The sequence below is a fragment of the Pseudomonas sp. AM8 genome (assembly GCF_036346475.1).
GTDB lineage: Bacteria > Pseudomonadota > Gammaproteobacteria > Pseudomonadales > Pseudomonadaceae > Aquipseudomonas > Aquipseudomonas marginalis.
Genome location: NZ_JAOTNX010000007.1, coordinates 76,272 through 95,877, shown reverse-complemented (window position 1 = coordinate 95,877; position 19,606 = coordinate 76,272). Strand labels below are relative to the sequence as shown.

19 protein-coding genes and 1 pseudogene are annotated in these 19,606 nt (G+C 63.4%); 6 read left to right on the top strand and 14 right to left on the bottom strand.

Annotated elements, in window-relative coordinates; translation table 11 throughout:
* Positions 1-2: 2 nt before the first annotated feature.
* The 11 genes and pseudogenes from V3W40_RS17885 to V3W40_RS17835 form a co-directional block, all read right to left on the bottom strand.
* Complete coding sequence (locus V3W40_RS17885; RefSeq protein ID WP_330215430.1) at positions 3-1,013, bottom strand: FecCD family ABC transporter permease; 1,011 nt, start codon at positions 1,011-1,013, stop codon at positions 3-5.
* Positions 1,010-1,957 carry an ABC transporter substrate-binding protein gene (locus V3W40_RS17880; protein WP_330215429.1) on the bottom strand — a complete coding sequence of 316 codons (948 nt, stop codon included), beginning with the start codon at positions 1,955-1,957 and terminating at the stop codon, positions 1,010-1,012. Before V3W40_RS17880 ends, V3W40_RS17885 begins: the two co-directional genes overlap by 4 nt.
* Entirely contained in the window at positions 1,954-2,736 is a 783-nt protein-coding gene (locus V3W40_RS17875; protein WP_137211594.1) for an ABC transporter ATP-binding protein, read from the bottom strand. The genes V3W40_RS17880 and V3W40_RS17875 overlap by 4 nt, the downstream gene beginning before the upstream one ends.
* Positions 2,737-2,780: 44 nt before the next feature.
* The gene (locus tag V3W40_RS17870) at positions 2,781-4,889 is read right to left on the bottom strand and encodes a TonB-dependent receptor (protein WP_330215428.1); all 2,109 of its coding nucleotides are present in this window, start codon (positions 4,887-4,889) and stop codon (positions 2,781-2,783) included.
* Positions 4,890-5,041: 152 nt separating this feature from the next.
* Entirely contained in the window at positions 5,042-6,424 is a 1,383-nt protein-coding gene (locus V3W40_RS17865; protein ID WP_330215427.1) for a PepSY-associated TM helix domain-containing protein, read from the bottom strand.
* Between the two features lie 118 nt (positions 6,425-6,542).
* Entirely contained in the window at positions 6,543-8,612 is a 2,070-nt protein-coding gene (locus tag V3W40_RS17860; RefSeq protein ID WP_330215426.1) for a TonB-dependent copper receptor, read from the bottom strand.
* A 93-nt stretch (positions 8,613-8,705) separates the two neighbouring features.
* Positions 8,706-9,107 carry a DUF2946 domain-containing protein gene (locus tag V3W40_RS17855; RefSeq protein ID WP_065925578.1) on the bottom strand — a complete coding sequence of 134 codons (402 nt, stop codon included), beginning with the start codon at positions 9,105-9,107 and terminating at the stop codon, positions 8,706-8,708.
* Positions 9,108-9,118: 11 nt separating this feature from the next.
* The gene (locus tag V3W40_RS17850; protein WP_074848636.1) at positions 9,119-9,601 is read right to left on the bottom strand and encodes a copper chaperone PCu(A)C; all 483 of its coding nucleotides are present in this window, start codon (positions 9,599-9,601) and stop codon (positions 9,119-9,121) included.
* Between the two features lie 47 nt (positions 9,602-9,648).
* The gene (locus V3W40_RS17845) at positions 9,649-10,044 is read right to left on the bottom strand and encodes a DUF2946 domain-containing protein (RefSeq protein WP_330215425.1); all 396 of its coding nucleotides are present in this window, start codon (positions 10,042-10,044) and stop codon (positions 9,649-9,651) included.
* Between the two features lie 97 nt (positions 10,045-10,141).
* Entirely contained in the window at positions 10,142-10,429 is a 288-nt protein-coding gene (locus tag V3W40_RS17840) for an addiction module antidote protein (protein ID WP_074848640.1), read from the bottom strand.
* Between the two features lie 6 nt (positions 10,430-10,435).
* Positions 10,436-10,735, bottom strand: a pseudogene (locus tag V3W40_RS17835) (type II toxin-antitoxin system RelE/ParE family toxin); the annotation flags it as partial.
* Between the two features lie 518 nt (positions 10,736-11,253).
* Here V3W40_RS17835 and V3W40_RS17830 point away from each other — a divergent pair.
* Positions 11,254-11,505 carry a DUF6124 family protein gene (locus V3W40_RS17830; RefSeq protein WP_115486364.1) on the top strand — a complete coding sequence of 84 codons (252 nt, stop codon included), beginning with the start codon at positions 11,254-11,256 and terminating at the stop codon, positions 11,503-11,505.
* Positions 11,506-11,623: 118 nt separating this feature from the next.
* Here V3W40_RS17830 and V3W40_RS17825 read toward each other — a convergent pair whose 3' ends face one another.
* Complete coding sequence (locus V3W40_RS17825; protein WP_330215424.1) at positions 11,624-12,343, bottom strand: cobalt-precorrin-6A reductase; 720 nt, start codon at positions 12,341-12,343, stop codon at positions 11,624-11,626.
* Positions 12,340-13,545: a precorrin-6y C5,15-methyltransferase (decarboxylating) subunit CbiE gene (cbiE, locus tag V3W40_RS17820; protein WP_330215423.1), complete on the bottom strand. Its 1,206-nt coding sequence runs from the start codon at positions 13,543-13,545 to the stop codon at positions 12,340-12,342. The genes V3W40_RS17825 and cbiE overlap by 4 nt, the downstream gene beginning before the upstream one ends.
* A 38-nt stretch (positions 13,546-13,583) precedes the next feature.
* On the opposite strand from cbiE, the gene cobG reads away from it, so the two are divergent.
* The 5 genes from cobG (at position 13,584) to V3W40_RS17795 (ending at position 18,934) form a co-directional block, all read left to right on the top strand.
* Positions 13,584-14,930, top strand: coding sequence for a precorrin-3B synthase (cobG, locus tag V3W40_RS17815; protein WP_330215422.1), 1,347 nt, complete (start codon positions 13,584-13,586; stop codon positions 14,928-14,930).
* On the top strand, positions 14,923-15,549 hold the full coding sequence (locus tag V3W40_RS17810; protein ID WP_065925569.1) for a precorrin-8X methylmutase: 627 nt from the start codon (positions 14,923-14,925) through the stop codon (positions 15,547-15,549). Before cobG ends, V3W40_RS17810 begins: the two co-directional genes overlap by 8 nt.
* On the top strand, positions 15,549-16,280 hold the full coding sequence (locus V3W40_RS17805; protein ID WP_065925568.1) for a precorrin-2 C(20)-methyltransferase: 732 nt from the start codon (positions 15,549-15,551) through the stop codon (positions 16,278-16,280). Before V3W40_RS17810 ends, V3W40_RS17805 begins: the two co-directional genes overlap by 1 nt.
* Positions 16,280-17,917 (top strand): precorrin-3B C(17)-methyltransferase, encoded by a 1,638-nt coding sequence (gene cobJ, locus V3W40_RS17800; RefSeq protein WP_330215421.1) that lies wholly within the window; start codon positions 16,280-16,282, stop codon positions 17,915-17,917. The genes V3W40_RS17805 and cobJ overlap by 1 nt, the downstream gene beginning before the upstream one ends.
* Positions 17,918-18,154: 237 nt before the next feature.
* On the top strand, positions 18,155-18,934 hold the full coding sequence (locus tag V3W40_RS17795) for a hypothetical protein (RefSeq protein WP_330215420.1): 780 nt from the start codon (positions 18,155-18,157) through the stop codon (positions 18,932-18,934).
* Here V3W40_RS17795 and V3W40_RS17790 read toward each other — a convergent pair.
* Positions 18,931-19,527, bottom strand: a complete 597-nt coding sequence (locus V3W40_RS17790) for a MarC family protein (RefSeq protein WP_330215419.1) — start codon at positions 19,525-19,527, stop codon at positions 18,931-18,933. The two genes, V3W40_RS17795 and V3W40_RS17790, sit on opposite strands and share 4 nt — an antisense overlap.
* Between the last annotated feature and the right edge of the window lie 79 nt (positions 19,528-19,606).

Genomic DNA, 19,606 nt, shown 5'->3' with positions numbered 1-19,606 from the left:
CGCTAGCGCTTGCGCATCAGGCCGATAAAAAACAACCCGCCGATGGCCGCCGTGGCCACGCCGATGGGCAGGTCTTCGGGGGCAATCAAGGTTCGTGCGGCGACGTCGACCCACACCAGGAACAGGCTGCCCAGCAGCCCGCACACCGGCAGTAAGCGGCGATGCTCGGCGCCCACCAGGCGCCGGGCAATGTGCGGCACCATCAGCCCGACAAAGCCGATGGAGCCGCTGATGGACACCAGCACGCCGGTCATCAGCGAGGCCACCAGAAACACCTTCAAGCGCACAGCGCGCGCGTTCAAGCCCAGGGTCACGGCGGTCTGTTCACCGGTCATCAAGGCGTTCAACGGCCGCGCCATGCCCAGCAGTACCAGTAACCCCAGCAGCACGGTCACAGCAGGTATCGCCAGCAGTTCCCAGCGTGCCAGGCCGAGGCCGCCGAGCATCCAGAACATCACCGCCGATGCCGCGCGATGGTCGCCCATAAACAGCAGCAGATTGGCGGCCGCCATCATCACGAACGACACCGCCACACCGCACAACAACAGGCGTTCACTCTCCAGCCGGCCATTGCGACTGGCCACTGCCAGCACCACCAGCATGCTCGTCAAGGCGCCGATGAATGCCGCGATGGGCAGGGTCAGCAAGCCGATGATCTCGCCCACGTGCACCACCACGATCACCGCGCCCAAAGTGGCGCCCGAGGTCACGCCCAGCAGGTGCGGGTCGGCCAGCGGGTTGCGCGTGACGGCCTGCAATACTGCGCCGATCAACGCCAGCCCGGCGCCCACCAGGGCAGCGAGTAACATGCGCGGCACGCGGATCAGCCAGACGATGGGTTCCTGCCCGGTCGTCCAAGCCACCTCGCCCAGTCCCAGCGTCTTGTACAGCAGGATGCGCCACACCACCTCCACCGGCACCCGCGCTGGGCCGAAGGCCAGGGAAATCACGCAAGAGATCAGCAGCAGCATCCCAAGGACAGCGAGCAGCCAGGCATAGCGACGGCTGTTCATTCGCCGTGAAACCCCTTGGCCAGGGTTTCCACCGCCAGCACGTTATCGATGCCGGGCGTGGCCTGTACGTAGGGGATCACGATGAAACGCTGGTTCTTGATGGCGTCCACCCCTTGCAGCGCCGGGCTGTTCATCAGGAACGCTTGCTTGTGCTCGGCGGTGACTTCGCTGTAGTCGACGATCACGATCACTTGCGGGTTGCGCTCCACCACGGTCTCCCAGTTGACGCGGGTCCAGCTGGCCTGCATGTCATCGAGAATGTTGCGCCCGCCGGCCGCTTCGATCAGCGCTTGAGGCATGCCCAGGCGGCCGGACGTCATGGCGCGGTCTTCGCCACTGTCGTAGAGGAACACCCGTGGCTTATCGGCGGGTAGGTCTTTTTGCACCTCATCGACCTGTGCCTGCATCTGTGCGATCAAGGCATTGGCGCGGTCCTGCACGTCGAAGATCCTGCCCAGGTTGCGCAGGTCGTTATAGGTGTCGTCCAGGGTCGCGGCCGGGCGCTTCATCACGAAGGCGCACGACTCGGTCAGCTCGTAGACGTTGATCCCCAGCGGCTGCAGGGTGTTCGGCGTCAGGTCGCCGCCCACGCGCATGCCGTAGTCCCAGCCGGCAAAGAAGAAATCCACATTGGCATTGAGCAGGGTTTCCACCGACGGGTACTTGCTCGCCAGCTCCGGCAGGCCATCGAGGGTCCGGGCCATGTCCGGGGTGACCGACTTCCAGCCGGTGATGCCGCTGTAGCCGGCCATCCGCGGTTTGAGGCCCAGGGCGAGCATCATCTGGGTCATATTGATGTCATGGCTCACCGCATGCTTCGGCGCCTCCTGGAAGGTCACGTCGCGGTTGCAGCTTTTGACGGTGACCGGGTAATGGGTGGCTTCAGCGAAGGCTGGTGAAGCACCGAACAGCAGGGCCACAAGGGCGAAGGCGCGCAGGATCATGGTTGGGTTATCCAGGTGATGCGGGGATAGTCGGCCAGGGGATGAGTGTCGATCAGCGCCTCGACGCCGAACACATCGCGCAGCAGTTCAGTGGTCAGCACCTGGTGAGGCGTGCCGCTGGCGACGATGCGCCCGTGGTCGATCACGTAGAGCCGATCACAAAAAGCGGCGGCCAGGTTGAGGTCGTGGATGCTGGCCAGGGTGCCGATACCCAGGCGCTTGACCAGCCTCAACAGCTCAAGCTGGTAGCGTGGATCGAGGTGGTTGGTCGGCTCGTCGAGGATCAGCAATTGCGGTTGCTGGGCCAGGGCGCGGGCGAGGATGACGCGCTGTTTTTCACCGCCCGAGAGGGTGGCGAAGGCATGCGCTTCAAAGCCCTGCATGCCCACCGATACCAGCGCCTGTTGCACCAGCTGCCGATCCTCCAGGGTGTCGCTGTCGAACAGGCCCTTGTGGGGCGTGCGGCCCATGGCGACCACTTCATCGACTCGCAGGCCAAAGGCATCCGGGAACTCCTGCAACACCACGGCGATACGTTGCGCACACCACTTGGCGCCTTGCTTCCACAGGTTCCGATGGGCGAGCAATACGTCGCCGCGTTCCGGCTGGGTGAACCGATAGGCGCAGCGCAACAGGCTGGTCTTGCCGCTGCCGTTGGGGCCGATCAGCCCGACGAACTCCCCCGCAGCGACGTGAAGGCCGGCGTCACGCAGTTGGAACGGGTGTTGGCTGTGGTTCGCCGGGGCCCAGTTGATGCGGGTGAGGGTGAGTGAAGTCATCAAGTCTCTCAAGGCCTGCAGGGATCTAACGGTGTTTTGGTCAGTTAGAAGGTGTAGTCCGCCGTGACGAAGAACGAGCGCGGTTCACCGAGGATCCATTGCTGGCCGTCGTTGTACTGGCTGACCGCGTAGGTGCGGTCGAACAGGTTGTTCAGTTGCAGGCCCAGGGTGGTGTTGCGCATCGCCTTCCACGACAGCGTGGCATCGACCACGGTGTAGCTCGGCAGCTCGTTCTGGTTGGCCATGTCGGCATACCGTGCATCGACATAGCGCACTCCGGCACCGGCGCGGATGTCGTCGCTCAGGGCCTTGCTCAGCCACAGGTTGGCGGTGCGGCGTGGCACGTCCACCGGGCGGTTGCCGTCGCGGGACACTTGTACGCCGTCGACAGCCTGTTTGAAGTCGTCGTACTGCGCCCGCACGATGGCTGCGTTGGCTTGCAGCGCCCAGGCGTGCGGCAGTTGCAGGTCGAGGCTGGCTTCCAGGCCGCTGGAGGATTGCTGGCCGACTTGCTGCTTGAGGTCCGGGTTGCCAGGGACGTCGGTGAGCAGTTTCTTCTTGACGATATGGTAGGCCGCCACTGTCCATTCGCCGCGTTGATCCCAGAAGGCCTGCTTGAGGCCGATCTCGGTTTGCCTGGCGGTGGAGAGGTCGAACTGCTGCTGGCCAGGGCTCAGGGAAATCAGGCCGCCGACCCCGTCGGTGCTGGTGGCGTACTGGCTGTAGACCGAGGTGTCGGGGGTGATTGCGTAGACCAGGCCAGCCTTCCAGTTATTGCCGGTGAGGGTCTTGTCGCTTTGGCTGGCGTCACGTAAATCATCGCGCTCGACGTGGGCGTAGTCGCGGCGGATGCCGGTGACCAGCGCCAGTTGGTCGGTGAGTTGCAGGCGGTTTTCGGCGAAACCGGCAACGGTTTTGGTGGTGGTGGCGAACAGCGGTTTGAACGGGTTCTGGCTGTCGAACCGAGCGGGCGCCGGATCGTTGATATCCACCGGCTGGCCGCCGGGCAGCACGTCGTTGAACGGTGAGTTGCTGGCCAGGCGGAAACGGATGCGGTTGTATTCCACGCCCGTCACGGTCTGGCTGTCGAGGCCGAACAGGCTGTGCTTGAAGGTGAAGGTCTGGCGATCGCCGACCTGTTCCTGGTTGTGCTTGATGCCGAAGTTGCCGCTGCGGGTCAGTTGCCCGTTGGTGACGTTGTAGTTCTCGGCGTTCTGCCAGCGGCGCTGGTTCTTCAGGTAGAACAGTTCATTGGTGGCACTGACGTTGTCATTGATCTGCCACTCGCTGGTCAGGCGCGTCCACTGGTCGTTGTAGTGCTGGGTGTCGTTGCTGACGTTGTAGTTCTTGTGGCGCAGGCCCTTGTGCAACTGGCCATTGATCAGCGGCGTGCCGAAGTAGTTCTGCGGGCGCTGGTCGCCATAGTCGCTGGCCAGGGTGAAGCTCAGGTTGTCCGCCGCCTGCCAGCGCAGGGCGCCGCTGACGAAGTCGCTGCTGGAGTCGCCATGGTCGATAAAGCCGTGGCTGCGCAGGCGGTTGAGGTTCAGGCGATAGCTCAGGGTGTCGGTCAGCGAGCCGCCGCTGTCCAGAGCTTGTTGCTGGCGATCGTAGGCGCCGTAGCCGAGGCGGAGGTGGTTTTCGATCTCGCCTTCGAAGGGTTTTTTCGGCACGGTATTGATCACCGCACCGGTGGCGCCTTCGCCGTACAGCACCGAGGCCGGGCCGCGCAAAACGTCTACGCGTTCCACCGCCCAGGTGTCCACCGGGAAGGTCGAGGTGCCCATGCCCATGTACATGCGGGTGCCGTCGTACAGTTGCATCACCGAGCCCTGGCCGGTAAAACCACGGGCCGACAGCGAGGTGCCGCCATCGCCCGGTGTGCCGGTACGGCTGATGCCGGTGGCACGGGAAATGGCGTCCTGCACGCTGGCGTCGCCACGCTCGCGGATCTGCGTACCGGTCTGGCTTTCGACACTGCCCGGGGTTTGCAGCGCGCTGAGATTCAGGCGCGAGCCTGCGGTGGTCGGCGTGTTCAGGTCGACGTGTTGGTCATCCACGGCCGCTGCGGTCACCGGGCTGGCGGGCAGGGTCAGGGCCTGGGCGCTGTCATGCAGGGCGAGCAGGCACAGGCCGGACACTAGGTACTTGTTCATTGGGCAGAAAATCGCTTCTTCGAGGCGGTGCTCGCCGCTGGGCGCGGCGAGCTGAGGTATGCAGCAAGTGTTATAAGTTAACACTTCCTGCGTCTTTGGCGAAAGCCCGCGTAAGACTACCTAACGCCTCTATGTAGGGCATCTCGCCTACTTCATAGCGAACCTGAGGTGGATTCACGTTGGCTGAACAACCGTGACAACACCAGGCGATCCAGCGCCCAGACCGCGATCAATGAGGCGCCCACCAGCGGGAACAGGAGCGCCAGCGCGAGCATGATCACCATCGCGGTTTTCCACTTCGGCAGGTCATGACGCAACGGCGGAACACCCAGGCCGCCCTGGGGCCGACGCTTCCACCAGATCACCACGCCACTCACCGCGCTGAGCAGGATCATCAGGCAGATCAGCAGCACGATCAGCTGGTTCACCCAGCCGAACATCTTGCCTTCGTGCAGCATCACGCCGGTCTCGGTGGCCCGTGCCACGGTGTTGTAGTGCGCCCAGCGCACATCGGCGAGGACCTTGCCGGTGTACTGGTCCACATGCAGGGTGGCGTCGTTGCGCGGGTCGTCGGCGAACACCGCGACGGTGAACACGCCTTCGGCGGTGGTGGGGAAAGTGATGCTGTAGCCGGGCTCGACCTTGCGTGCCGTGGCCAGGTCCACCACCTGTTGCAGGCGCACCGTGGGCGCGGCGGGAGCAGCGTGCATGGCGCCGTGGTTCATGTGTTCGGCATGGTCGCCGGACATCGGCATCGGCGTGTTTTCCATGGCCCAGGGCACGGTCTGTTGCGTTGCGGTATTGAGCACCCGCGCCTGCTGATCGGACTGCGGCACGTTGTTCCACATCGCCGCCGGGAAAGTGTTCCAGAGGTCGGCGTATTGCTTGCCCCAGAAGCCGGTCCAGGTCATGCCGCTGAGCAGCATCACCAGCAGAAACGCCGCGCCCCAGAAGCCGGCGACGGCATGCAGGTCACGCCAGAACACGCGGCCACGGGTTGTGAAGCGCGGCCACAACACGCCGGCCGACGTTTTGCCGCGCGGCCACCACAGGTACAGGCCGGACACCACCAGCATCACGCCCCAACCGGCGGCGAGCTCTACCAGGCGGTCGCCGACGGTGCCGATCATCAGCTCGCCGTGCAGGGCGCGGGCGATGGCTTGCAGGTTGTTTTTCGCATCCTGCTCGCCGAGTACGGTGCCGCGATAGGGGTCGACGAACACCGTCACTTCGCGCCCGCCGTCGTGCATCACGAACTGCGCGCTGCTGGTGGCGTCGATGGGTGGCAGGTATTTGCTGATCTTGCCCTGGGGAAAGGCCGCCTGGGCGCGTTGCAACTGCTCGTCGGCGCTTAAGGCGTGCTCGGCGCTTTGCACCTTGAGCAGGTCGCCGTACATCAGCGGGTCGAGCTGGGGTTTGAACAGGTAGATGATGCCGGTCAGGGCCAGCAGCACCATGAAGGGGGCGACGAAGAGTCCGGCGTAGAAGTGCCAGCGCCAGGCCAGGTTGTAGAAAGAAACTTTTTGAGTGGTCATCGGGGATGCTCCGCAAAGCTTGAATTTTTTGTCGTTGGTCAGGCCGCCATCGGGGGCAAGCCCCCTCCCACATGTGGAATGCATTCCAACTGTGGGAGGGGGCTTGTCCCCGATGCTTTTAGAAGCTCATGTCCACCTTGGTCCAAAGGGTCCGCCCCGGCTCCTTGATGGCCTGCGGGTCGTTGGCCGGGTAGCCGAACCCGGCGTTGCCGGCCAGGTTCAGGTGCTCGGCGTAGGCCTTGCCGAACAGGTTGTCGACGCCGGTGCTGACCTTGAAATTCTTGTTGATGCGATACGCGCCATTGACCGAGAACACGCCAAAGCCGCCGCTCTTGTCGTAGTCCTTGCCGACCACGTTGCCCTTGTTCTGGTCGATGCGGTTCTGCGCCGCCACTACCCGCCACAGGGCGCCGACGCTCCAGTCGTCCTCGCTGTAGGTCAGGCCGAAGCGTGCGTCCAACGGCGGCATTTGCGGCAGGGCCTTGCCGTCGCTGCTGTTCTTGCCCCAGGCGTAGGCGAGGGTGGCGTCGGCTTTCCAATTGGGGGTTAGCTTGTAGGCCGCGCCCACTTCACCGCCCATGATGCGTGCGTCCACATTGCGCGCCTGGGAGGTGGTGCCCATCATCCCCGCCCGGTAATCGAACAGGATGAAATCACGCACCTGGCCGACGTAGCCCGACGCCCAGGCTTCCAGGTCGTCGGCTTTGTATTGCGCGCCGAAGTCGAGTTGGGTGGTTTTCTCCGGTTTCACGCCATCGAAGGCGTTGACCGAACCAACCGCGCCGGTGTTGGGCGAGAACAGCTCCCAGTAATCCGGGAAGCGTTCCGAGTGGCCCAGGCCGGCATAGAGCGTGGTCGGGCTGTCGGCCAGGTCGTGCTCGTAGCGCATAAAGCCCGAGGGCAGGGTGTCGGCGCGGGTGTCGTCGGCGGTCGGGTTGGCGCGTGCACTCATCCCGGAGCCGGTGGTTTGCCGGAAGTCCTTGGCCGAGGCGCGGTCCAGGCGCGCACCGGTGATCAGGCGGTCATGGTCGGCGGCGTACCAGGTCAGCTCGCCGAATACGCCGTAGTTGTGGAAGTTGGCGTCCTTGACCTTGGGCAAATCCTTGTAGGTGTCGATGCCCATGCTGCTGCGTTGGCGGTGTTCGTTGGTCTGCGCATCCAGGCCGCTGATCAGTTGCACATCGGCCCAGCGCCAGGTGGCCTTGATGCGCGCGCCGAGGGTGCGGCGGTCGACGTTGGAGGCCATGGGCCCGGCCATCATCCCGGTGCCCGAGGGCGTGCGCAGGCTGTAGTTGTCCATCACGTGGTCGGCATAGTTGTAGTAGACCTGGGCTTCGACCTTATCCAGCACTTCGCCGATATTCGATTTCTCGAAGCGCAGGCCCAGGCTTTCGCGCAGGAACTGCGAACCGTCCATGCCGCGCCCGGCGTAACGCGCTTCGCCGTCGCCACGGCCGGCGGTGAGCTCCAGCAGGGTGTCGGCATCCGGGGTGAAGCCGACGGCGACGTCGCCATTCCATTTGTCGTAGCGCGAGGCGACGGTGTCGTTGTTGCCGTCCTTGTAGTCATCGGCATGGGCCTGGTTGCCGATCACCCGCACATAGCCCAGCGGCCCACCGGCGGCGGCATCGATGACCTTGTCGAAGCGCCCGTTGGAGCCTGCCAGCACACTCGCGTTGAGCCGCGTGCCGAGTTCACCGAAGTGTTCCGGTTCGCGCTCGAACAGGATGGTGCCGGCTGAAGCACCGGGGCCCCAGAGTACGGTTTGCGGGCCCTTGATCACGGTGAGCTTGTCGTAGGTTTCCGGCGAAATGTACGAGGTCGGCGCATCCATCCTGCCGGGGCAGGCGCCGAGCATCATGCTGCCGTTGGTGAGAATGTTCAGGCGCGAGCCGAACATGCCGCGCAGCACCGGGTCGCCATTGGTGCCGCCGTTGCGTACCAGGGCAAAGCCGGGGATGGTCTTGAGGTAGTCGCCGCCGTCGCTGGCGGGCACCGGTTGGCGCGGGTCTTTGGGGTTGGTGACCACGGTCAGCGGCGAGCTGGGCGCAATGGCGGTGATCACGGTGGGCGTCAGCTCATGCTCGGCGTGTTCATCGGCCTGGGCGTGGGGAACGAGCAGGGCGCCGCATAGGGCAGCGAGCACAGAGGTGCTTCCCAAACGGGAGTCAGCAGTAAACCTGGACATGACAAATTCCATCAATCAATCGTAAACAACACGGCCAGCAGCCTGCGGCTGTCTGTCTAAAGTCGGCCGGGGTGAAGTAACGGTGGCAGGGGCTTACGAGGCGATGGGCGGGGCGCGGCTGCGGGCGCCGGGGAAGATGCTCTGCCGGGCATGGCCCAGGCGCGGTGCGGGGGTAAGGGCATTGGTCGGCGGCGGGCTGCCGATGGCCACGAATGACACGCTGCCGGGCAGGGCCGGGCAACTGTAGAGCAAGTCGCAATAGCCGCACTTGGACCAGAGCGCGTGGTGTTCGTCAGGGGCTTTCTTGTGATGGGCGTCGCCGTGGTCGCCGGGCATGTCCATGGACATGTTCATCGACATACCGGCGTGATGATCCATCGGCATCGCTTGGGAAATCAGCGGACCGATAAAGATCATCAGCATGGCGAACAGGCTGATCCAACTGCCGCGCTTCACGCGGCGGTGTGGGGATAGCCTGGCGCGAGGGGCGCCCATCTGGAGTCAGTCTATTGAGGGTGCTTGTGCTCGTGGCCGACCATCGGCGGTACTTTCTGTACCGAGACTTCCACCTCGACCTTGCCGGCTTTTTCAAAGGTCAGGGTCAGCGGGAATTGCTTGCCATCGGCCAGCAGGCTGCGGTCCTTGAGGCCCAGCAACATGACGTGATACGCCATGGGCGCGAAGGTCAAGTCACCCTTGGCCGGTACGGCAACGCTGGGGACTTGCTGCATCTTCATCAAGTCGCCCTGCATCACATGCTCATGCAGCTCGGCCTTATCGGCCACTGGCGTGTCGACACTGAGCAGGCGATCCGGTGTCGCACCGGTGTTATGAATCACGAAATACGCGGCGACGGTGGGCGCGTTGGGCGGCAATTCCTGGGACCAGGGATCGCTGACCAGCAGGTCGCCGGCTTTGTAGTCTTCGGCATTGGCAGCACTGAACACCGGCAGCAGCAACGCAGCCAGAAGCAGGGAAGATTTAAGCATGGCAGTTCTCCAGAACGGTTCTAAACGCAGTTCACTTGCGAAGAAGATCAGACCGTTGGAGAGGCGCGGGGGTTAAGGCTCGGCCATTGCTGGCGCGGGGTTGGGGTTTGCAATGGGGTGTGTGGTTGACGCTGTACCGTCTCGAATCGCGTGAGATACAACTGCGGCACATGCCCCGGCAACGCCACCAACGGCGCCGAGCCCGAGCAACACCAGCAATGCTGCATGGTGGAATGATCGTCCGGCTGCGGCGCCGGAATCTCCAGCTTGCCCAGGGCAATGGTCTTCAGGCTGGCGCCATTGGACGAACAGAAACTGCCCCACAGTAATTGCTGCACGGGGTCCTTGGACTGCTGCATCGCGCTGGCCATTGGCATGGCAAAGGCGTTGAACAGCACTGCAAGGCAGGCGATCCAGGCAATTGCAACGCGTTGACGGGCCATGGCGGACAATCCGTAGGGTTAAACGATCAGGCGGGTATTTAGCCTGATCGGGGGGGATAAGTAAAAAGTGGTGGTGTGGTTTGGTGTCGCAGTGCTATCAGATCGCTGTAGCGTGAAGCTTGAGGCCCAACGCCTTCATGACTTTCATGATAGTCGCGAACTCTGGATTGCCAGTGCTGGAGAGGGCTTTGTATAGACTTTCTCTTCCGAGGCCGGCGTCGCGAGCAATTTGGGTCATGCCTTGGGCGCGGGCGATGTTGTTGAGCGCTGAACGAATCAGCAATCCGTCACCAGAATCCTCTTCGAAAGAAGCTTCGAGATACTCCGCCATGTCCTCAGGAGTCGTCAGATGCTCGGCTATGTCGAAATCTTTAAATTGAGTCATGGGGCACTCCTTTTTCTCAAATTCTTCGGCAATTTCTTTAGCTCGCTCGATGTCGCGTTTTTGCGTTGATTTATCGCCACCTATCAACAGTAGATAAACCACCTCACCTATACGCTTGAAGTACACCCGGTATCCAGGACCATAGTGGATGCGCATTTCGGATACGCCATTTCCGACGTTTTCGCAGTCTCCAAAATTGCCCATTCTTGCGTTGTCCAATCTTGTAAGCACACGTCCATGGACGGGTTTACTGCGTAGCGAATAAAGCCATTCCTGAAACTCATCAGATCTCTTGAAGTGAATCATCTCGGATCGTATTCCTTGGGATACATGTTGGCAAGTTTCGACGCGCTGCAAAAAGCAGGCGTCCCCCTCGCGGATGGCTGACGCGAAACCGCGAGGGGGGAGGTTAGGGCGGGGGCTTTTGGCTGAGCCAGCCAGCTTGTTCGGAAGTATTTGTAGGGGCATTCGCCTTTCGACGGTCAAGCCTGATAGATGGATGTCCGGTTGGCTATTCGTCTAAAAAGAAATTTCCGACAAGCCTTTGAGGTTGTCCCTAGGACGCTTGATCTCTAGTCTCCGTGCACCGCTGCCAACGCAGCGGACGGGCGTCGCGGCCCGGGTTTTCTAAGAGCAAAAGCGCTATCGCCTGCTTTCAGTTGATGCTTTTTTATCGTCTACTGTGCGGCTAAATGGTGGCTGTGCGCGGGATACCTTCGGGTATGCCGGGATGCCTTAGACCGGTCCGCGAACCTGCGTACAGCTGCCACCCTATCGCGTCGCGGCGAATCAGTGGCAGCTCCACCTTTCTAAGGAGCTTCACAATGATCAAACCCACCCCAAATCCCCCCGTTCGGCTCTTCACCGTGGCCGATGGCATCAGCACCGAAGACCTGCTGGTCAACCTCAGCGAAACACTTGCCTCGGCCAACGCGCTGAGTTGCGATCTGGCGTTTGACCTGGAAGGTCCGAAACGCGAGGAATTGCTTGGCGTTGCTCAGTTGATCGAACTGGCGCAGTTGTTGGCTGATCGGGTACACGGCGGCGTTGGGCAGGTGTCCGCCGCGAGCAGCTAACAACGCAGTTCAAATGTGGGAGGGGGCTTGCTCCCGATTGCAGTAGTTCAGCCAATAAATCAGTGACTGACACACTGCCATCGGGAGCAAGCCCCCTCCCACATTTGAACTGCGTTGTTCAGGGAGATTGGATTGCCTGTAAGACCGCCGCCACTGTGGCGAACTCCCGATCCACCGCCGCCAACACCGGCCGCTTCAACACCAACACCGGCACCCCCCGTTCCCGCGCCACTTCCAGCTTCGGCTCAGTGGCGGTGCTGCCACTGTTCTTGCTGATCAGCACATCAATCCCCCGCCGTTCAAACAGCGCGCGTTCGTCTTCGATCAGAAACGGCCCGCGCGCGCCGATCACTTCACACCGCTCATTGCCCGGATACACATCCAGCGCGCGCAACGTCCAGAACTGCTCGGCGGGGATTTCGTCGAGATGCTGCAACGGCTCGCGACCCAAGGTGAACAGCGGACGCTTGAAGGGTTTCAAGGCGTCGATCAACTCAGCCCAGTCACTGACCTCCCGCCAGTCATCGCCGGCCTGCGGCTGCCACGCCGGGCGACGCAATGCCCAACACGGCACACCGCCCAACCGTGCAGCCTCGGCGGCATTGCGGCTGATCTGCGCCGCATACGGATGGGTCGCGTCGAGGATCAGGCTGATCTGTTCGTCGCGAACAAACTGCGCCAACCCTTCGGCGCCGCCATAACCGCCGACACGCACTTGGCAGGTAAGATCGGTAGGCACACGCCCCACACCCGCCAGGCTGTAGATATGCTCCGGCCCCAAGGTGCGCGCGATAGCCAGCGCTTCGGTCACACCGCCCAGCAGCAGGATGCGTTTCATCGCGGCTTGACCACTTCCAGCAGGGTGATTGGAAGCGCCTGCCGCCACGTATCGAACTCACCCAGTGGCTGGGCCTGAGCGACGTGGATGCGCGTCAGTTCGCCGCCATGCGCCGCGCGCCAGTTCATCAAGGTCATTTCACTTTGCAGGGTGACGGCATTGGCCACCAACCGACCGCCGGGGCGCAGGTGTTGCCAACAGGTGTCGAGCACACCGTCGCGGGTGACGCCGCCGCCGATGAAGATGGCGTCGGGAGCTGTAAGGCCGTGCAACGCTTCCGGGGCTTTGCCACGAATCAACTGCAAACCGGGCACGCCGAGGGCGTCGCGATTGTGTTCAATAAGGCTCTGGCGGCCTTCGTCTGCTTCAATCGCCAATGCGCGGCAGCTCGGATGGGCGCGCATCCATTCGATACCGATGGAGCCGCTGCCCGCACCCACGTCCCACAGCAGTTCGCCGGGCATCGGGGCGAGGCGGGCGAGGGTCATGGCGCGCACATCGCGTTTGGTCAGTTGGCCGTCGTGCTGGAAGGCGGAATCGGGCAAGCCTGCGAGGCGCGACAGACGTGGTGTGTCGCTGGAGGCCACGCAGTCGATGGCGACCAGGTTCAAATCGGCGACACAGGCGTGCTGCCAATCCTCAGCCAAACCGTCGATGCGCCGCTCATTCGCGCTGCCCAGGTGTTCAAATACTGTCAATCGGCTGGGCCCGAACCCGGATTCAGCCAACAACGAAGCAATCAACGCGGGACTGCCGCCGTCATTACTCAGTACCAATAAACGCACACCGGTGGCCAGATGCGCATTGATCGCCGCCACTGGCCGTGCCACGACGGACAGCGTCACCACCTCCTGCAACGGCCAGCCCAGCCGCGCCGCCGCCAACGACACCGACGACGGCGCCGGTAAAACCAGCAGTTCTTCAGCCGCCACCTGTCGCGCCAGGCTGGCCCCCACGCCATAAAACATCGGGTCACCACTGGCCAGCACGCACACAGGCTCGTCACGCCGCGCCAGTACCGGTTCCAGGGAGAACGGGCTCGGCCACACCTGGCGCTCACCGCGAATACACACCGGCAACAGGTCCAACTGGCGCTGGCCACCTATAATCCGCGAAGCGCGCAACAGGGCATGCCGGGCATTCCTGCCCAGCCCCTTGAAGCCGTCTTCACCGATGCCTACAACCGTCAGCCAGGGCGACATATCAATTCCTTGAGCGACATCCGACGGGCAGGCTTTTCATGCCGCCGGACAAAGCAGGCATAATACCGCGCCTTTACCCGTCAACCGGTAGCCCCGTGAACCCAACGCCCGCTGTGAATACCTTGCGCCCCTCGGCTTGTCCGGGGTTGCTGCGTATCGTCCAGGCGTTGGATGGCGGCATCTGCCGGATCAAACTGGCCGGTGGCTCGATCAGCGCCGCCCAGGCCCGTGCCGTGGCGGACGCGGCCCAGGCCTATGCGGGCGGGGTGATCGAGGCGACCAACCGCGCCAACCTGCAGATACGTGGGATCGGTGCCGAGCAAGACGCCTTGATCGCCATGCTGCTGGCCGCCGATCTGGGCCCGAGTAACGCCGCTGGCGATGACGTGCGCAACCTGATGCTCAGCCCCAGCGCCGGTATCGACCCGCAGATGCTGTTCGACACCCGGCCGCTGGCCGAGCAGATCCTCGCCACCCTGCAAAACCGTCCGCGTTTCCATGAGCTGTCGGCCAAGTTCGCCGTGCAACTGGATGGCGGTGAGGCCCTGGCGATGCTCGAGCATCATCATGATCTGTGGCTGTCGGCGTTCGTACGCAATGGCGAGACACTCCTCGCGTTCGGCCTGGCAGGTTGTCCAGGATTGGATGCACCGTTGGCCGCCGTGCCGTTGGCACAGGGTCATGGGTTGGTGGTGGCAGTGCTGGAGGCGTTTCTTGACCTCGCCACCCCGGAACAAACCCGCATGCGCCACCTGGCTGTGGATAAGTTGTTGAGCCGCCTCAGCCTGCCGCTGCTGCCGGCCGATGGCTTCAAACGCCCGCCTAGCGGCGCTTTGCTGCACCTCGGGAGTTATCCACAGGCTCAAAGCAATCAATTCTACGTCGCGGCCATCGCACCCTTGGGGCGCCTGGATTCGACGATGCTCACAGGCGTGGCGCAGCTCGCCAGCGAATATGGCGACGGCACCTTGCGCTTCACCCCCTGGCAAGGTGTGTTACTGCCCAACGTCGAAAAACCTCACGCCGTGACCCAACGGCTGGCGCAACTGGGCTTCCTCTGCACCGTCGACCAACCCTTGGCCCGCGTGATCGCCTGCACCGGTTCCAGCGGCTGCGCCAAAGCCCTCGCCGACACCAAGGCCGACGCCGTGCACTTGGCCGCGCTGCATCCCGGCCATGACGTGCACCTGTCCGGCTGCCCACGTTCCTGCGCCGCCGCACATATCGCGCCGGTCACCTTGCTGGCGGTGAGCCCCGGCCACTACGACCTGTATTTTCGCGATGCAGCCCACCCCGGTTTCGGCCGGCTGCGCGCACGCACCCTTTCCATTGAAGCGGCGGGCGCCTTGCTGCGCGCTCACCCACGGAGCAACACCGATGATTGATTACATCCGCGACGGTCAGGAGATCTATCGCAACTCCTTCGCCATTATTCGCGCGGAAGCCAAGTTGGAGCGTATCCCGGCCGACCTGGAGAAACTCGCGGTGCGGGTGATCCATGCCTGCGGCATGGTCGAGGCCATCGACGGCCTGCAGTTCTCCGAAGGTGCGGGTAAGGCCGGGCGCGATGCGCTGGCCGCTGGCGCGCCGATTCTGTGTGATGCGCGGATGGTCTCCGAAGGCGTGACCCGTGCGCGCCTGCCCGCCAACAACCCGGTGATCTGCACCCTGCGCGACGACAGCGTGCCGGAGTTGGCGCGGGAGCTGGGCAATACCCGCTCCGCTGCGGCCCTGGAGCTGTGGCGTCCGCACCTGGAAGGTAGCGTGGTGGTAATCGGCAACGCGCCGACCGCGTTGTTCTACCTGCTGGAAATGCTTGACGCGGGGGCACCGAAACCGGCGTTGATCCTCGGCTTCCCGGTCGGCTTTGTCGGCGCTGCCGAATCCAAGGCGATGCTGGCGGCGGACAGCCGTGGCGTACCGTTCGTGATCATGCAGGGCCGCCTGGGCGGCAGTGCCATGGCCGCGGCGGCGGTGAATGCGCTCGCCACGGAGGTCGAATAATGCCGGCACGCGGACGTTTGATCGGCCTGGGCGTCGGCCCCGGCGACCCGGAACTGATTACCCTCAAGGCCCTGCGCCTGCTGCGCGAATCGCCGGTGGTGGCGTACTTCGTGGCCAAGGGCAAGAAGGGTAACGCCTTCGGCATCATCGAAGACCACCTAGTGCCACAGCAAACCCTGATGCCACTGGTGTACCCGGTGACCACCGAAGCGCTGCCGGCGCCGTTGTCCTATGAACAAGTGATCAGCGACTTCTACGACACCGCCAGTGTCGAGGTGGCCGTGCACCTGGACGCCGGTCGCGACGTGGCGGTGATCTGTGAAGGCGATCCGTTCTTCTACGGCTCCTATATGTATTTGCATGACCGCTTGGCCGAGCGCTACGAAGCCCAGGTTATCCCCGGTGTGTGCTCGATGCTTGGCGGCGCCTCGGTGCTGGGCGCGCCGTTGGTGTATCGCAACCAGAGCCTGTCGGTGCTGTCGGGCGTATTGCCCCACGAAGACCTCAAGCGCCGCCTGGCGGATGCCGACGCGGCGGTGATCATGAAGCTGGGGCGCAACTTCCCCAAGGTGCGCCAGGTACTGGAAGAACTCGGCCTGGCCGAGCGCGCACTGTATGTGGAGCGCGCGACCATGGCCAACCAGAAAATCGTGGCGCTGGACCAGGTGGAGCCGATGTCTTCGCCGTACTTCTCGCTGATCATCGTGCCGGGTGAACGGTGGCAAGGTTGATGAACCCGGCGATTGTCATTCTGGGCCAGGGCAGCCTGGCCACCGCGCGCAGGATCCAGCAGGTTTACCCTGGCGCACTGATCCACGGCCTGGCCGGGCGGGTTGAGGGTGCAGACCAGTCTTACAGCGAATTCGGCGCGACCCTGCGTCAGTTGTACCAGCAGGGCACGCCGCTGATCGCCCTGTGTGCGGCCGGCATCGTGATCCGCACCCTGGCGCCGCTGCTGCTGGAGAAAGGCGAAGAACCCGCCGTGCTGGCCGTGGCGGAAGATGGCAGCGCCGTGGTGCCGTTGCTCGGTGGCCTTGGCGGGGTGAACGTCATGGCGCGGGACATCGCGGCAGCACTGGGTGTCGCTGCGGCGATCACCACCAGTGGCGAGTTGCGATTCGGCACCTGCCTGCTCAACCCGCCGGCGGGTTATGAGCTGGCGGACCTGGAGCTGGGCAAGCGCTTCGTGTCCGACCTGCTGGCCGGCGAAAGCGTGCGCATCGAAGGCGCGGCGCCGTGGTTGGACCAGGCGAATTTGCCCCAGGACCAGCAAGCGCATCTAGCCATTCACGTGGGCAGTGCCGAGCGTGTGCCTTCCGCCAACGAGTTGCTGATCTATCCAAAGACGGTGTGCGTGACCTGCAAGCCGGGTACGCAGTTGGCCGAGCGTGTGCGCGCGGCCTTGCACGAGGCGGGCATTGCCGTGCAATCCCTGGCGTGCCTGTTGGCCAGCGATACGCAGATGGCTGACCCGTCGTTGCACGAAGCCGCGTCGGCGTTGGGCGTGCCGCTGTGCTTTGGCGGCGTTACCCAGGCTGCCGATATTGTCATCGAGGTGGCTGACCAACCGCTGGACCTGGCCCAGGTCGGCCGCCGCCGTGGCCGCCTTGCCGTGATTGGCCTGGGCCCTGGCGCCGCCGAGCTGATGGTGCCGGCGGTCAAGGCCGAACTGGCGCGCTGCACCGATGTGCTGGGCTATGAAACCTATGTGCGCATGGCCGGGCCGTTCCGTGACGATCAGGTACAGCATTGCACCGATAACCGCGAAGAGATGCAGCGCGCCCGCCACGCCTTCGAGCTGGCCGCCCAGGGGCGTTCGGTGGTGGTGGTGTCGTCCGGCGACCCGGGCGTCTTCGCCATGGCGGCGGCGGTGATCGAGGCGTTGCACGAGTCCGGCGATCCGGCGTGGCATCAGGTCGACCTGGAAATCCTGCCGGGGGTTTCGGCCTCCCTGGCCACCGCGGCCCAGGCCGGCGCGCCGTTGGGCCACGACTTTTGCGTGATGTCGCTGTCGGACAACCTCAAGCCCTGGTCGATCATCGAAAAGCGCCTGGACCTCGCGTCCCAGGCCGACCTGGCCCTGGCGTTCTACAACCCGATTTCGCGTTCGCGGCCTTGGCAGCTGGGGCGCGCCCTGGAAATCGTCGCGCAACACCGCACGCCTGAGACCCCGGTGGTGCTGGGTCGCGATATCGGTCGCCCCGGCCAGACCCTGCGCGTCACCACCCTCGGGCAACTCACGCCAGACCAGGTGGACATGCGCACCATGGTGCTGGTCGGCTCATCCACTACCTGCACATTCCCTCGCGCCGATGGCGGTGAATGGGTGTACACGCCGCGCTGGTACGGTGCAAAGCCTGCCTCCTGAAAACGCTTGGGTGGCTGCACGAAAGCTCCGAATGACAATGGGTGATCACCTGCTGTTGCTCGGGGCTTTTTCTTTTTTGAGTGACGAAAGCCGGAAGGCCCCGAGGGGCGCCCTGTCATTGCTGGGCAGCGTTTTTTGCCGCGTGCCGGCAAGCGATGTTTGTGGGATGGAAGAGCCGCCGCTGACTGGACTAGTGTGGACACAAGCCCCGAGCCGGGGTGTTTGTGGAGAACTGAAATGGAGCGACATCACAGAAGGATCAACAACATAAAACGGCGCAAGTTGATTGCGCGCTACACATTGCCGAGGGCGCGAGGTGCGCAGCCCTCATTGCCGCTTGACACGGAGGACGACTGCAACGCGGCGGTAGTCAACAACAGCGTGATTTCGTTTGCCGAGGGGCTGTCCGGGTTGAACCGGGAATACATTCGCAAAAGCTATCTGCTGGCCAGCGGCTACGTCAGCGATGTATTGAAGATCCAGCGAGGTACCGAGGCCTGGTACGACGAATTTATCAAGGTGATGATCAGCCTGGGCTGGCTACCGGTGCGCAGCAGTTTCGAGCGGGTCTCACAGTCGGGCAAGGGCCTGACCGTACAACTGGCGGCGTTGAATATCATCACCGCGATACTGGCGGGGGTGTCGGTTTCGGGACCGCTGGTTACGGCGCTGCCGAAACTGGCGGCCGATGCGCTGGAGGCACTGAAGCAGCAACCGAGTTCTTTCGAACTGTTCAAGCGCAACAGTACGGTGCACCAGGGCGGTGATTTCGGCCTGGCATCCTGCGCCGAAACCGACGGCGAATTGATGATGGTGCTGGTGACGTACAGCACCCAAGGCGTGAACAAACAGGTGGGGCTGCCGTTTCTGGAGTGGGACAGTTCCTCGTTCGAGGCCTTCAGCGGGCAGACCTGCCTGGTGCTGAATACCTCGATGGTCAACGAAAAAAACCTCCAACTGATGCGCGAGAGCGCGGGCGACAAGGTGCAGTCGGCGATTGCCAAATACCGGATCTAAGGCACCAGGTAGCCGCGCACCCCGGTAAAGATGATTTGCGCGGCGAGGGCACACACGAATAATCCCATCAACCGACTGACAATCTGCAGGCCCTGGTCACCGAGAATCCGTTCGATACGGTTGGACAGGTACAGCACCACACCGACCGTGAGGCTGGCCAGGGCGATGCTGAGGATGGCCGTGATCTTGTCATCCCAGTGCGGTTGGCTGACGCCCATGACCAACAGCGCACCGATGGTGCCGGGGCCGACCGTGAGGGGAATGGTCAGCGGCACGATGGTCACGTCCTGCTGCACATTGTCGGTCTGCACGGCCGACTTGCCCTGGGCCATGCCCAGGGCGGAGATAAACAGCACACTGCCGGCGCCGATGCGAAAGGCATCCACGGTGATGCCGAACACGCTGAAGATCACCCGGCCGAACAGGTAGAGCAACACGCTCGACACCAGGGTTGCCAGCGATACTTTCCAGGCCAGGCGCCGCCGCTCTTTGCTCGAATAACCACGGGTCAGGCTGATAAAGCAGGACAGCACGAAGAACGGGCTGTAGAGCACCAGCATCTTCAGGTAAACGCTGAATAACACGTGGAGCATGGGGGGGCTCGCAGGCGGGGAAAGTGTGGAGAGTCTATCAGGCGCCAGAGATCAAATGTGGGAGGGGGCTCGCCCTAAT

Bases quoted from the DNA above. Each gene is read 5' to 3' on its own strand.
- V3W40_RS17885 (WP_330215430.1), bottom strand. From the start codon at position 1,013: ATGAACAGCCGTCGCTATGCCTGGCTGCTCGCTGTCCTTGGGATGCTG.
- V3W40_RS17880 (WP_330215429.1), bottom strand. From the start codon at position 1,957: ATGATCCTGCGCGCCTTCGCCCTTGTGGCCCTGCTGTTCGGTGCTTCA.
- V3W40_RS17875 (WP_137211594.1), bottom strand. From the start codon at position 2,736: ATGACTTCACTCACCCTCACCCGCATCAACTGGGCCCCGGCGAACCAC.
- V3W40_RS17870 (WP_330215428.1), bottom strand. From the start codon at position 4,889: ATGAACAAGTACCTAGTGTCCGGCCTGTGCCTGCTCGCCCTGCATGAC.
- V3W40_RS17865 (WP_330215427.1), bottom strand. From the start codon at position 6,424: ATGACCACTCAAAAAGTTTCTTTCTACAACCTGGCCTGGCGCTGGCAC.
- V3W40_RS17860 (WP_330215426.1), bottom strand. From the start codon at position 8,612: ATGTCCAGGTTTACTGCTGACTCCCGTTTGGGAAGCACCTCTGTGCTC.
- V3W40_RS17855 (WP_065925578.1), bottom strand. From the start codon at position 9,107: ATGGGCGCCCCTCGCGCCAGGCTATCCCCACACCGCCGCGTGAAGCGC.
- V3W40_RS17850 (WP_074848636.1), bottom strand. From the start codon at position 9,601: ATGCTTAAATCTTCCCTGCTTCTGGCTGCGTTGCTGCTGCCGGTGTTC.
- V3W40_RS17845 (WP_330215425.1), bottom strand. From the start codon at position 10,044: ATGGCCCGTCAACGCGTTGCAATTGCCTGGATCGCCTGCCTTGCAGTG.
- V3W40_RS17840 (WP_074848640.1), bottom strand. From the start codon at position 10,429: ATGACTCAATTTAAAGATTTCGACATAGCCGAGCATCTGACGACTCCT.
- V3W40_RS17830 (WP_115486364.1), top strand. From the start codon at position 11,254: ATGATCAAACCCACCCCAAATCCCCCCGTTCGGCTCTTCACCGTGGCC.
- V3W40_RS17825 (WP_330215424.1), bottom strand. From the start codon at position 12,343: ATGAAACGCATCCTGCTGCTGGGCGGTGTGACCGAAGCGCTGGCTATC.
- cbiE (WP_330215423.1), bottom strand. From the start codon at position 13,545: ATGTCGCCCTGGCTGACGGTTGTAGGCATCGGTGAAGACGGCTTCAAG.
- cobG (WP_330215422.1), top strand. From the start codon at position 13,584: ATGCCGCCGGACAAAGCAGGCATAATACCGCGCCTTTACCCGTCAACC.
- V3W40_RS17810 (WP_065925569.1), top strand. From the start codon at position 14,923: ATGATTGATTACATCCGCGACGGTCAGGAGATCTATCGCAACTCCTTC.
- V3W40_RS17805 (WP_065925568.1), top strand. From the start codon at position 15,549: ATGCCGGCACGCGGACGTTTGATCGGCCTGGGCGTCGGCCCCGGCGAC.
- cobJ (WP_330215421.1), top strand. From the start codon at position 16,280: ATGAACCCGGCGATTGTCATTCTGGGCCAGGGCAGCCTGGCCACCGCG.
- V3W40_RS17795 (WP_330215420.1), top strand. From the start codon at position 18,155: ATGGAGCGACATCACAGAAGGATCAACAACATAAAACGGCGCAAGTTG.
- V3W40_RS17790 (WP_330215419.1), bottom strand. From the start codon at position 19,527: ATGCTCCACGTGTTATTCAGCGTTTACCTGAAGATGCTGGTGCTCTAC.